The 12,272-nt window shown below is 66.2% G+C and carries 8 protein-coding genes and 1 tRNA gene; 5 read left to right on the forward strand and 4 right to left on the reverse strand.

Annotated features, from left to right (window positions below):
• Nucleotides 1-137: 137 nt before the first annotated feature.
• Nucleotides 138-224: transfer RNA gene (locus AC1VXC_RS20110), tRNA-Leu, on the reverse strand.
• A 115-nt stretch (nucleotides 225-339) separates the two neighbouring features.
• Here AC1VXC_RS20110 and rnr point away from each other — a divergent pair.
• From rnr to AC1VXC_RS20125, 3 genes are all read left to right on the forward strand, one after another.
• Nucleotides 340-2,853, forward strand: coding sequence for a ribonuclease R (rnr, locus tag AC1VXC_RS20115; protein ID WP_482995087.1), 2,514 nt, complete (start codon nucleotides 340-342; stop codon nucleotides 2,851-2,853).
• A 121-nt stretch (nucleotides 2,854-2,974) separates the two neighbouring features.
• On the forward strand, nucleotides 2,975-3,718 hold the full coding sequence (gene rlmB, locus AC1VXC_RS20120; RefSeq protein WP_293706047.1) for a 23S rRNA (guanosine(2251)-2'-O)-methyltransferase RlmB: 744 nt from the start codon (nucleotides 2,975-2,977) through the stop codon (nucleotides 3,716-3,718).
• 8 nt (nucleotides 3,719-3,726) lie between these two features.
• The gene (locus AC1VXC_RS20125) at nucleotides 3,727-4,947 is read left to right on the forward strand and encodes a DmpA family aminopeptidase (protein ID WP_481539368.1); all 1,221 of its coding nucleotides are present in this window, start codon (nucleotides 3,727-3,729) and stop codon (nucleotides 4,945-4,947) included.
• 169 nt (nucleotides 4,948-5,116) lie between these two features.
• Here the strand turns inward: AC1VXC_RS20125 and AC1VXC_RS20130 are convergent, their stop codons facing one another.
• The 3 genes from AC1VXC_RS20130 to AC1VXC_RS20140 are packed head-to-tail and all read right to left on the reverse strand — an operon-like array spanning nucleotide 5,117 to nucleotide 9,842.
• A complete protein-coding gene (locus tag AC1VXC_RS20130; RefSeq protein ID WP_481539367.1) occupies nucleotides 5,117-6,553 on the reverse strand; it encodes an efflux transporter outer membrane subunit in 1,437 nt (478 codons plus the stop codon).
• A complete protein-coding gene (locus AC1VXC_RS20135; protein ID WP_313169396.1) occupies nucleotides 6,550-8,502 on the reverse strand; it encodes a MacB family efflux pump subunit in 1,953 nt (650 codons plus the stop codon). Before AC1VXC_RS20135 ends, AC1VXC_RS20130 begins: the two co-directional genes overlap by 4 nt.
• Nucleotides 8,499-9,842, reverse strand: coding sequence for an efflux RND transporter periplasmic adaptor subunit (locus tag AC1VXC_RS20140; protein WP_313170190.1), 1,344 nt, complete (start codon nucleotides 9,840-9,842; stop codon nucleotides 8,499-8,501). The genes AC1VXC_RS20135 and AC1VXC_RS20140 overlap by 4 nt, the downstream gene beginning before the upstream one ends.
• 198 nt (nucleotides 9,843-10,040) lie before the next feature.
• Here AC1VXC_RS20140 and AC1VXC_RS20145 point away from each other — a divergent pair, with 198 nt between their 5' ends.
• Nucleotides 10,041-10,766, forward strand: a complete 726-nt coding sequence (locus tag AC1VXC_RS20145; RefSeq protein WP_312370151.1) for a response regulator — start codon at nucleotides 10,041-10,043, stop codon at nucleotides 10,764-10,766.
• On the forward strand, nucleotides 10,763-12,172 hold the full coding sequence (locus AC1VXC_RS20150) for an ATP-binding protein (protein WP_481539366.1): 1,410 nt from the start codon (nucleotides 10,763-10,765) through the stop codon (nucleotides 12,170-12,172). Before AC1VXC_RS20145 ends, AC1VXC_RS20150 begins: the two co-directional genes overlap by 4 nt.
• Nucleotides 12,173-12,272 lie beyond the last annotated feature (100 nt).

Below are 12,272 nucleotides of genomic sequence, written 5' to 3' on the forward strand. Positions count from 1 at the left end.
CCGGTAAAGCCCCTGCCGAGCATGGCTCGGCACTACAGGTTGGGATTATCGGTAAGGCCCCTGCCGAGCATGGCTCGGCACTACAAAAGCATCGGGCACAAAAAAACCCGCTTTCGCGGGTTGTTTCGTTTGAGTCATGGTGCCCAGGAGAGGACTCGCCCCTCCACGGAGTTGCCCCCGCTAGCACCTGAAGCTAGTGCGTCTACCAATTCCGCCACCTGGGCACTTCAGGCCGCGCAGTTTGAAGAGGATGCGCATCTTTGTCAACGCTTTTTCACAAACATCCGCAGTGACCGTGTGCGCACCCTGTACACCTGTGTCCATGTACCATGGAGGCTGATGAAAAACAAAAAGACCACTGGGGCCGACAAGGCCCGCAAGTCCGCCACCGGCAGCAAGCCGGGCAAGGCGCCGGGCAAAGCCCCCAAAGCAAAAAGTGCCAAGCTGCCGCCGTGGATGCCGGAGAGTCTGTCCGCGCCGGCGAAGTCGGCGGCCAAACCAGGCAAGGCCGGCCCCCGCGCCGCTGCCAAGCCTGGCAAACGCAAATTCACCGACGATGCCGCGCCGCAGAGCTTCGTGCGCGGCCGTCGCAAGTCGGGTCCGCCGGTGGCGGCCTTCGATGATCCCTATGCATCACGCGAGGCCGAGCGCTACGCGCAGCCCATCGCTAGCCGCGAGGCCATTCTGCAGCTGCTGGACCGCTGCGAAGGTCCGCAGAACGCCGAGGAAATCGGCGCAGCCCTGGGCCTGACCGAACCGGACCGCGCTGAAGCGCTGGGCAAGCGCCTGGGCGCGATGGTGCGTGACGGCCAACTGGTGCAGAACCGCCGCGGCGGTTTTGCACCGGTCAGCCAGCTGAGCCTGATTCCCGGTGTGGTCATCGCCAATCCGGAAGGCTTCGGTTTCCTGCGCCCGGACGAGGGCGGCGACGACCTGTTCCTGTCGCCCTACGAGATGCGCAAGGTCATGCACGGCGACCGCGCTCTGGCCAATGTCACCGGCATCGACCGCCGTGGCCGCCGCGAAGGCGCCATCGCACGTGTGCTGGAGCGCGGCGTCAATCGCCTGATCGGTCATTTCAGCGTGGAGGCCGGCATCTACTACGTGGTGCCGGACGACAAACGCCTCCAGCGCAACATCCAGATCCCGGCCGATGCAACCGGCGGGGCGAAGGATGGCCAGCTGGTGGTCTGCGAACTGACCCATGCGCCGGACTCGCGACGTCCGCCGATCGGCAAGATCATCGCCGTGCTGGGCGACAAGCTGACCCCGTCGTTGGTGGTGGAAACCGCCATCCACGGCCACGAGCTGCCGTATGAGTTCCCGCCGGAAGTGCTGGACGAAGCCACCGCCATCCCGATGACGGTGGAACCGTCGATGATCGGCAAGCGCGTGGACCTGCGTTCCCTGCCGCTGGTCACCATCGATGGTGAAGACGCCAAGGACTTCGATGACGCCGTGTACTGCGAGCCGAACCGCGAAGGGTTCCGGCTGGTGGTGGCCATCGCCGACGTCTCCAATTACGTGCGCCCCGGCACGCCGCTGGATGACGAGGCCCAGCGCCGCGCCACCTCGGTGTATTTCCCCGGTTTCGTGGTGCCGATGCTGCCGGAGACGCTGTCCAACGGCATCTGCTCGCTGCGGCCGAAGGAAGACCGCATGTGCTTTGTCTGCGACATGCAGGTGGGCCGCGATGGCCAGGTCAGCGGTTCGAAATTCTACGAAGCGGTGATGAATTCGCATGCGCGCCTGACCTATACCCAGGTATGGGGCGCGGTGGGTGAGGACGATGCCGACGCCAAGGCCTTCATCGGCCCGTTGCTGCCGCAGATCCAGAACCTGCACCAGCTCTACCGCATCCTGTCCAAGGCGCGCGAGCGCCGTGGCGCCATCGAGTTTGAATCCTCGGAAGTGCGCTTTGTGCTGGACAACCGCGGCGAGGTAACCCAGGCCGGCATGATGGTGCGCAACGACGCCCACAAGCTGATCGAGGAATGCATGATCGCGGCCAACGTGGAAGCCGCGCGCTACCTGCTGTCCACCCATATCCCGGCACCGTTCCGCGTGCACGAGCGTCCGCCGGAATCCAAGTACGCCGACCTGCTGGAGTTCCTCAAGGAGTTCAAACTGAGCCTGCCAGCCTGGAGCAAGGTGCAGCCGGGCGATTACACCAAGCTGCTGAAGAAGGTGCGCGAGCGCCCGGATGCGGCGCTGCTGGAGTCGGTGCTGCTGCGCAGCCAGTCACTGGCGGTGTATTCGCCGGACAACAACGGCCACTTCGGTCTGGCGCTGGAGGCCTATGCGCATTTCACCTCGCCGATCCGTCGCTATCCCGACCTGCTGGTGCACCGTGCCATCAAGTACGCGCTGACCGGCGGCCCGCGCGAGAAATACACCTATACCCCGCGCGAGATGGCAGCACTGGCGCTGCAGTGCTCCGAGCGCGAGCGCCGGGCCGATGAGGCCGAGCGTGAGGTGGACGAGCGCTTCCGTGCCGCATGGATGGAAAAGCACGTCGGTGGCCAGTTCGATGGCGTGATCAGCGGCGTGACCAGCTTCGGCCTGTTCGTCGAACTGGACGAGTCCAAGGTCAATGGCCTGGTCCACGTGACCCAGCTGCCGCACGACTATTACCAGTTCGATCCGATCCGCAAGACCTTGAGCGGAGACCGTCGTGGCAACGAATTCCGGCTCGGTGACCGGGTCCGCATCCTGGTGCTGAAGGCCAGCATGGAAGAGCGCAAGATCGACTTCCGGCTGATCGAAAAACTGGATGGCGAGCCGCTGGACGAAGGCCTGCCGCCACTGCCCGAACGCGGCAAGCCGGCCAAGCGGGTCAAGCAGAAGTACTGATGCAGGAGGTGGCTCCGCCATGGCGGAGCCGCCTTTCCCGTCCCCGGTAGGCCGGTGGCAGCTGCGGGCGGGGCCGAATCGGCCTACCATTGCCACCCCCAGAAGTCCCCATGTGACGCCCATGAGCAAGCAGAACCAGTGGATCGTCGGCGTCAATGCCGTTGCTTCGTCGATCGAGAAAGACCCCGAAAACGTCCGTGAGGTCCTGATCGAGGCCGGCGCCAAGAACCCGCGCCTTGTCGAAATCGAGGAAGAAGCCCTGCGCAAGGGCATCGATGTGCGCAAGGTCAACGCCCAGGCGCTGGGCGGCGTGGCCGGCCAGGTCCGCCACCAGGGTGTGGTTGCGCGTTACGCCGCGCCCAAGCTGTGGGCCGAGAACGAGCTGTCCGGCCTGATCGAAGCCGCCGAAGGCAAGGCGCTGGTACTAGTGCTGGACGAGGTGCAGGACCCGCACAACCTCGGTGCCTGCCTGCGCAGCGCTGCTGCCGCCGGTGTCACCGCGGTGGTGATTCCCAAGGACAAGAGCGCGCCGGTCAATGCCACCGTGCGCAAGGTCAGTGCCGGCGCTGCCGACCGCATCCCGGTGGTGGCGGTGACCAACCTGGTCCGCACGATCAAGGAGATGCAGAAGCTGGGCGTATGGGTCTACGGCCTGGCCGGTGAAGTGGACGCCACCATCCACCAGCTCGACCTGCGCGGCAACGTGGCGCTGGTGATGGGGGGCGAGGGTGACGGCATGCGCCGCCTGACCCGCGAGACCTGCGACCAGCTGGTGCGCATCCCGATGCCGGGCGATATCGAAAGCCTCAATGTATCCGTGGCGACGGGTGTGGCATTGTTCGAGGCCGTCCGCCAACGCCTGTAAGGAACCTCATGCCCCGCACGCCGCCTCGTCTTTTCCTGCAATTGACCTTGGCGCTGGCGGGGCTCTGTGCCCTGGGCGTCGCGGCCCACGACGCCGCTCCGCAGGACACCGCCGCCCGTGACAGCCTGCGCGTACGCGCCCGTGATCTGGGCGTCGCCCCCGGCATCTTCGCGCCCGGCAGCAACAACGCGATCACTGACGTGGCCGGCGTGCGCGTTGGCCAGGTGAGCTTGCGTGAGGGCGACACCGTGCGCACCGGCGTCACCGCGATCCTGCCGCACCCCGGCAACGCCTATCGCTCGCGGGTGCCGGCGGCGCTGCATGTTGGCAATGGCTTTGGCAAATTCGTCGGCAGCACCCAGGTCAACGAACTGGGCGAGCTGGAGACCCCAATCCTGCTGACCTGCACGCTGTGCGTGTGGAAGGCCGCCGATGCAATGGCCGAGTGGATGCTGGCGCAACCGGACATGCAGCAGGTGCGCTCCTTGAACGTAGTGGTCGGCGAGACCAATGACGGTGGCCTGAATGACATCCGCGCCCGGCCGGTGACCGCCGATGCTGTGCGTCGAGCCCTGGAAGGTGCGAAGAGCGGCCCTGTACAGGAAGGCAGCGTGGGCGCAGGCACCGGCACGGTGGCGTTCGGCTGGAAGGGCGGTATTGGCACCTCCTCGCGCAAGCTGCCCGAGAGCCTGGGCGGTTGGACAGTGGGCGTGCTGGTGCAGGCCAATTTTGGCGGCGTGCTGCAGGTGGAAGGCGCGCCGGTCGGTCGCGAGCTGGACCGCTACGCGTTCCAGAATGCGGTTGCCGCGCAGGGCAATGTGCGCCGGCTTGCCGATGATCGCGGCGATGGCTCGGTGATCATTGTGGTGGCCACCGATGCGCCCTTGTCCGACCGCAACCTGCGGCGCCTGGCCTCGCGCGGGATGATGGGCCTGGGGCGTACCGGCAGTTCTGCCTCCAACGGCAGTGGCGACTATGTGCTGGCATTTTCAACCGCAGCATCGGTGCGGCGCGGGTTTGATGCCGCGCAGTTGCAGACCACCGAGTTGGCCAACGAGCAGATGAGTGCGGTGTTCCAGGCCAGCGTGGATGCGGTGGAAGAATCGGTCTACAACGCCTTGTTCATGGCGACCACGGTGAGTGGCAATGGGCAGACGGTGGAGGCGATCCCGCTGGATAAGGTGCGGGAAGTTCTGCAGCGGCATGGGGTGCACGCGCCGGGGCAGTAGGGGGCTCGGAGTACTGCAGATTCAAGCGATGCCAAGCGAAGTCCCTTCTCCCGCCTGCGGGAGAAGGTGGCCGAAGGGCGGATGAGGGGAGTTTTTGACTTTTCCTTGCTAGAAGCTTCCCCTCACCCCAACCCCTCTCCCGTGAACGGGAGAGGGGCTTAAGCGGGCTTCATTGCAGCTGTTGGGCCCCACCACCCAGCGCCTTGTACAGCGTCACATCGTTGACCAGCTGGCTGCGCTTGGTCTGCGCCAATGACAGCTCGGCGTTGCGGCGGGTCTGCTCGGCTTCCAGCCAGGTGCGCAGGTCGGTGGCGCCGGCGCGGTAACGCACTTCGTACAGGCGCGCGATTTCCACCGCCTCGTCATACGACGCCTGCGCGGCAGCTACCTGCTCGGCCAGCCGGGTGCGTGCCGACAAGGCGTTGTCCACTTCCGACAGCGCGGTATACAGCGTGCGACGGAAATCATTGGCGGCGATCTGGTAGGAAAGGTCCGCCGACTTGATATCCAGCTGCATCTGCCGGAATTTCAGGAACGGCAGGCTCAGCCCCGCCCCCAGGGTTGCCACCGGATTGGTCAGCACATCGCCTAGCGAGGCGCTGGAACTGCCTACCGCGCCGCTCAGACTCAGGCTGGGGTAATAGCTGGTGGCGGTGACCTTGATGTTCTTCAGCGATTGCCGCAGGCGCAGTTCGGCCGCGCGCAGGTCGGGGCGGCGTGCCAGCAGCTCGGCCGGCAGGCCTTCGGCCAGGGTCGGACTCTGCGCGATATCCAGGTTCTGCGGCTCATCGGCCAGCGGCCACGGCTGGCCATCCAGCAAGACGGTCAGCGCGTTGCGGGTTTCCACCCGCTGCTGTTCCAGCTGCGATTGCGCGGCCTTCTGGCTCTCGATGTTCTGCTGCGCCTGGCGCACTTCCAGCCGCGATACACCGCCCGCATCGAACTGGGTCTGCACCAGGGCAGCGGTGCGCTGCAGGCGTTCGAGATTGGCCTGGCCCGTTGCAATTGCCTGGTTGAGATAGCCCAGCTGCCAGTACAGATCGGTGCTCTGGCCGACCAGGCTCAGTACCGTGTTCTGCAGGTCCTGCGCGGTGGCCTGCGCCTCCCATTGGGCGATGTCGCGCTGGCCGCGCAGCTTGCCCCACAGGTCCAGTTCCCAACCCAGCGAGACGCTGGCGCTGTGGTTGCGCGACCAGTCGTCGCCACTGTCGATGCTGCGGCTGCCGCTGGCACTCACCGAGCCATTGGCCTGCGGCCACAGATCGGCCGTGGCCAGGCCGGCCTGGGCGCGGGCGCGTTCGAGTTTGAGCCCGGCCGAGGCCATGTCGGTATTGCGGGCCAGCACGGCTTCGATCAGGCGGTCCAGACGGGGGTCGGCAAAGCCCTGCCACCAGGCATCGGCGTGCACGTCGGCGACCGGCGCGGTGACTTCGTGCGCAACCACCTGCACCGGCGTATTGGCGGCGGCATCGCCGCGGCCATAGACGGCGGGCACGCGCAGCTCGGCGGCCGGGTCGGCGCTGGGGGTGGTGGCGCAGCCGGCCAGGGCGGCGGTCAGTGCGGTGGAGAGCAGCAGGGGACGCAGTAGGTTCATGGTCATCTTCATTCGCGGGCCAGGGCCTCGACCGGGTCGAGTTGGGCGGCATTGCGGGCAGGCAGGAAGCCGAACGCCACGCCGATCAGGGTCGAGCAGGCAAAGGCGGCAATGATCGAGCCGGTGGAGAACATCAGGGTGAAGCTGGCACCAAAGGTCTGGAACGCCCAGCCGATGGACAGCGCCAGCGCGATGCCGAGCACGCCGCCGAGCAGGCAGACCAGCACCGCCTCGATCAGGAACTGCTGGCGGATATCACTCTGGCGCGCACCCACGGCCATGCGTACGCCGATCTCGCGGGTACGCTCGGTCACCGACACCAGCATGATGTTCATCACGCCGATGCCACCGACCACCAGCGCGATCGCGGCGATGGCGCCGATCAGCAGGGTCATGGTCTTGGTGGTGGATTCGATGGTCTCGCGGATCTCGGCGGTGTTGCTGAGGAAGAAATCCTCGGTGCCGTGGCGCAGGGTCAGCAGTTTGGTGATGGCCGACTGCGCGGCATCCATCGGCGTGTCGTCCTTGACCCGCAGGGTGATGCTGCTCAGGTAGGTCTGGCCGAGCATGCGTGCCATCACCGTGGTGTAGGGCACCCACACGCTGAGGTTGGTGCTGCCGCCAAAGCCCATCGACTGGCGCTTGGCCACGCCGATCACGCGGGCCGGCACATTGCCCAGCAAGACCACCTGGCCCAGCGGGTCGTCACTGCCGAACAGCTGGCTGCGGGTGTTCTCGTCGATCACCACCACCTGGGCCAGACTCTTTACTTCGCTTTCGTCGAAGTAGCGCCCGCTGACCAGGGTCATGCCCTTGACCCGGAAGTACTGGTCGCCAATGCCGGCAACCTGCGCCGAGGCAGCCTTGTTGCCGACCCGTGCGGTCACCGAGCTGGACACGCTGGGGGTGACGCTGTCGATGTAGCTCTGCGTGGCCAAGGCCTCGGCATCGCTGCTCTTCAGCGTCTGCACGCGACCCGAACGCATGTCGCCAAAGCCACGTCCCGGGTAGACGTCGATGGTATTGGTGCCCAGCGAGGAAATGTTCTGCAGGATCTGCTGCTGCGAGCCATTGCCCATCGCCACCACCGACACCACCGAGGCGATGCCGATGATGATACCGAGCATGGTCAGGAAGGTACGCAGGCGGTGTGCGTTCATTGCCAACAAGGCCATGCGGAAAGCTTCGACGAAGCGATCACGTGCGGCCTGGAAGGCATTGCCGGTGCTGGGCTGTGGGGTAGGGCGTTGCTGCTTCTGCAGCGCAGGCACCTTGTCGTTGCGGCGGTCGGCGATGATCTCGCCGTCGCGGATCTCGATGATGCGCTGGGCGTGCTCGGCCACATGCATGTCGTGGGTGACGATGATGATGGTCTGGCCCTCGGCATGCAGCTCGCCGAGGATGGCCATCACTTCCTCGCCGGAGGCGCTGTCCAGCGCACCGGTGGGCTCGTCGGCCAGGATCACCTCGCCGCCGTTCATCAGCGCACGCGCGATCGACACGCGTTGCTGCTGGCCGCCGGACAACTGGCCCGGCTTGTGGCCCATGCGGTCACTCAGGCCCAGCCGCGCAAGCAGCGCCTCGGCGCGGCTGCGGCGGGCCTCGGCCGGGGTGCCGGCATAGATGGCCGGCACTTCCACGTTGCCGCGCGCATCCAGATCTCCCAACAGGTGATAACGCTGGAAGATGAAACCGAAATGCTCGCGGCGCAGCTCGGCCAGCTCGTCCGGCTGCATGCGCCCGGTCTCGCGGCCGGCCACCTTGTAGGAGCCGACGGTGGGGCGGTCCAGGCAACCGAGGATGTTCATCAGCGTCGACTTGCCCGAGCCGGACTGGCCAACGATGGCGACCATCTCGCCGGCGTGGATGTCGAGGTTGACGTCCTTCAGCACGGCGATGGTTTCCTCGCCGGCCGGGAACTCGCGACGCAGGTCGCGCAGTTGCAGCAGCGGCTGGCTCATCGGCGCGGACCACCCATCATCGGGCCCATCGGGCCGCGCTGGTTGCTGCTGGATTTCTCGCCGGCGGTGACTTCGCCGACCACGACCAGCTCGCCTTCCTTCAGGCCTTCCAGCACTTCGACATTGGAGCCGTTGTTGAGGCCGACCTTGATCGTGCGCGGCTCCGGCTGGCCCTCCTTGTTGACCACGCGGACCACGTAGCTGTTGCTCTTGGCCAGTGTGGCGGCATCCGGCTGGCGGCGCTGCTGGCGCTGGCCTTCCTGCTTGCTGCGGGCAGCGCGCTGCTCGCCATTGGCGGTATTCGCGCCGGGGCCACGGCCGCCTTCCGGCACCTTGGGGCCGAGCGCGACGGTGGGGATCAGCAGCGCGTCCTTGGCCTGGGCCAGCATCACCGATACCTGCGCGGTCATGTCGATGCGCAGCGTGCCGTCCGGGTTCTCGACGTCGAACAGTGCGTTGTAGTACACGGCGGTGCTGGAGCTGGATGAGGATGAGCTGCTGGAGCTGGTGCTGTCGGTGCTGATCGAGGCCGGCGCCGGGTTCACCGTGCGCAGCGTGGCCTGGTACTTGTGATCGGGGTTGCCAAGGATGGTGAAATAGACCGGCATGCCGGGCTTGATCTTGACCACGTCGGCTTCGGAGATTTCTGCGTTGACCGTGACCAGGTCCAGCCGCGCCAGCTTGACGATGGTTGGCGCTGACTGGTTGGCGTTCACCGTGCGGCCTTCTTCGGCCACCACCGCCACCACGGTGCCATCGATGGGCGCGGTGATGCGGGTATAGCCGAGATTGGCCTGGGCGGTGCCCAGCTCGGTTTCGCGCTGGCGAATCTGCGCATCGAGCGCGCGGATCTGCGCGCGGGTGCTGGCCAGGTTGGCTTCGGCCGACTCATAGTCGGCGCGCGAGGTGGCTTCGGCGGCCAGCATCTCCTTCTGGCGGGCGAAGGCCAGCTCCGATTCCTTCAGCGAGGCGGTCTGCACCGCACGCTGGGCGCGGATGTTTTCCAACGCGGCTTCGGCGTTCTTCAGGCTGTTTTCCTGGGTGACCGAATCGATTTCGGCGATCAGGTCGCCCTGCTTGACCACATCACCCAACTGCACCTTCAGCACCTTGATCTGGCCCGAAGCCTGCGCACCAACGCTGACCAGCTTGTAGGCATCGATCACGCCGGTGGCATCGACGGTCTGTTCCAGGTCGCCGCGGCTGACCGGCGAGGTGGCCATTGAAGGGGTAGCGGGCTTGCGCGTGGCCCAGAACACGCCGCCGGCGATCAGGGCGACGATGGCAGCGGCAAGCAGGAGGCGGTTGCGGCGGGAGGAGGGCAGCAGCTTCACGGTGATCAGGCACTCAGGCTGGGCCGCAGCGTGCGGCGTTGATGCCAGTGTGGTCAGCGCCCTGTTCAGCCTCAAGGCACAGTATGTGTCGGCGTGTATCAGGTTCAGCCAGCCATGTGTCGCTGTGTATCAAGCGTGGGTGTTGATACTCGTGGATACATGCACGGGCGCGCACGACGATCCGCTAGCATGGATCATTGAGCCATGACGGAAAAACAGACCTTGCACCGCTTGTTGGTGGTAGACGACGACAGTGACATCCGCAACCTGCTGGCCGAACAGCTGGGCCGGGCAGGCTACGCGGTGAGCACGGCGGCCGATGGCAACCAGATGCGCCAGGTGCTGGCGCGCGAGCACATTGACCTGATCGTGCTGGACCTCAACCTGCCGCGCGAAGATGGCCTGGCCTTGTGCCGCGAACTACGCGTGCGCTCGACCACACCGGTGATCATGCTGACCGCGCGCAGCGAGCCGATTGACCGCGTTCTGGGCCTGGAGATGGGCGCGGACGATTACCTGGCCAAACCCTTCGAGCCGCGCGAGCTGCTGGCGCGTATCCGCAATGTGCTGCGTCGCACCGAGGCGCTACCGGCCAACCTTGAGCCACTGGCGATGCGTCGGGCGGTGTTCTCCGGCTGGGTGTTCGACCTCGAACATCGCCATCTGATCGACCCGGCCAAGCGCGTGGTGATGCTGTCCGGCGCCGAGTTCCGCTTGTTGCGGGTGCTGGTGGGGCATGCCAACAAGGTGTTGTCGCGCGAGCAGCTGGTGTCGCTGAGCAGCGGCCGCAGCTATGAATCCCAGGACCGCGCCATCGACCTGCAGATCAGCCGCCTGCGGCAGAAGCTGGGAGACGCCGGGGCCGATGGCCTGATCAAGACGGTACGCAACGAGGGCTACGTGTTCGCCAGTGCGGTGACGCTGGAATGAAGCGGCTGCGTCTGTTCCTGTCGTCGATGGCGGGGCGGCTGTTCGTCATCCTGCTCGTCGGCATGATGGTGGCCGCCATAGGTGCCACGCTGCTGGCCGAGAGCCGCCGCCAGCAGGAATTCGAGCGGCAGAACCTCGCCCGTATCGCCGACCGCCTGCAGGGCTTCGTCAATCTGCTGGATGGCAACCCGGAGCTGCGCAGCCGCCTGTTGGCGGTGGGCGGACCCAGCGTGCGTGAGGTGAAAGGCGAGTTCCGCACCGGTGATGTGGATCAGGCACTGATGGCGGTGCTGAGCGCACGCGGTGGCGCAGTTGCCAGCGCGCACGTGCGTGCCAGCAGCTTCCGCGCTTGCATGCCGCCGTTGCCGGAATTCCTGCCGCCGCCCGGGCGCGGGCCGCGGCCACAGCATTCACGTGATCGCGACCCTGCGTTCACCCCGCCGCGCTGCCGCTTGGTGGAATTGACGCTCACCGATGGCACACCGCTGCGCTTGGCGCTGGAATACCCGGCGGTGGCACGACGCACCGCTTCGGCATTCGACCCCTGGTTCCTGTCGCTGCTGGTATTGGCGATTGGCCTGCTCGCTTATGTGGTTGCCCGCATCGCCAGTTCACCCTTGCAGCGGCTGGCCAATCACGCCACCGAGCTTGGGCATGACCTGCAGCGCGAACCCCTGCCGGTGAGCGGGCCATTGGAAGTGCAGCGCGCCGCCGAAGCTTTCAATGCCATGCAGAAGCGCCTGCAGCGGCACCTGGGCGAACGCACGCAGATGCTGGCGGCGATCACTCATGATCTGCAGACGCCGCTGACGCGGCTGCGACTGCGCCTGGAAAACGTTCAGGACGAGCCATTGCGCGAGCGCCTGATCGGCGATCTTGCCGCGATGCAGGCCTTGATCCGTGAAGGACTGGAGCTCGCCCGCAGCGCCGAGAGCGCCGAGCAACGCGCGGCGCTGGACCTGGACTCACTGCTGGAAAGCGTGGTCGAGGACGCCGCCGAGTCCGGTCATGACGCGGTGCTGGAGCAGGGGAGCGGTGCGGTGATGATGCTGCGGCCGTTGGCGATGCGGCGTTTGTTCTCCAATCTGGTTGACAACGCGGTGAAGTATGGCCGCAGTGCGCATGTAAACGCGCGCCGCGATGGCGATGCGGTCGAGGTGCGGGTGCGTGACAGCGGGCCAGGATTGGCTACGGACGAATTGGAGGCTGTGTTCACCCCATTTCTGCGCCTGGAGACCTCGCGCTCGCGCGAGACCGGCGGCGCCGGCCTGGGCTTGACCATCGCCCGTGCGTTGGCTGAAAAAGACGGTGCCCGCCTGACCCTGCGCAATCACCCCGAAGGTGGCCTGGAAGCCATCGTTCGGTGGGAATCGCCGCAGTGGCCAGCCAACAGCCAAGACCGGTGATGTTTGTGGGAGCGGCGTCCGCCGCGATGCCCCAAATGCCCCCGGAGGCACCCACAGCACGCTACCAATGGCCTGTCGGCCGGAGGAAGCTCCCGCGGCA

It is taken from the genome of Stenotrophomonas sp. STEN033 (assembly GCF_056856655.1).

Excerpts from the sequence above, each read along its gene's own strand:
- AC1VXC_RS20130 (WP_481539367.1), bottom strand. The coding sequence starts at position 6,553 with ATGAAGATGACCATGAACCTACTGCGTCCCCTGCTGCTCTCCACCGCA.
- AC1VXC_RS20150 (WP_481539366.1), top strand. The coding sequence starts at position 10,763 with ATGAAGCGGCTGCGTCTGTTCCTGTCGTCGATGGCGGGGCGGCTGTTC.
- rlmB (WP_293706047.1), top strand. The coding sequence starts at position 2,975 with ATGAGCAAGCAGAACCAGTGGATCGTCGGCGTCAATGCCGTTGCTTCG.
- AC1VXC_RS20135 (WP_313169396.1), bottom strand. The coding sequence starts at position 8,502 with ATGAGCCAGCCGCTGCTGCAACTGCGCGACCTGCGTCGCGAGTTCCCG.
- AC1VXC_RS20145 (WP_312370151.1), top strand. The coding sequence starts at position 10,041 with ATGACGGAAAAACAGACCTTGCACCGCTTGTTGGTGGTAGACGACGAC.
- AC1VXC_RS20125 (WP_481539368.1), top strand. The coding sequence starts at position 3,727 with ATGCCCCGCACGCCGCCTCGTCTTTTCCTGCAATTGACCTTGGCGCTG.
- rnr (WP_482995087.1), top strand. The coding sequence starts at position 340 with ATGAAAAACAAAAAGACCACTGGGGCCGACAAGGCCCGCAAGTCCGCC.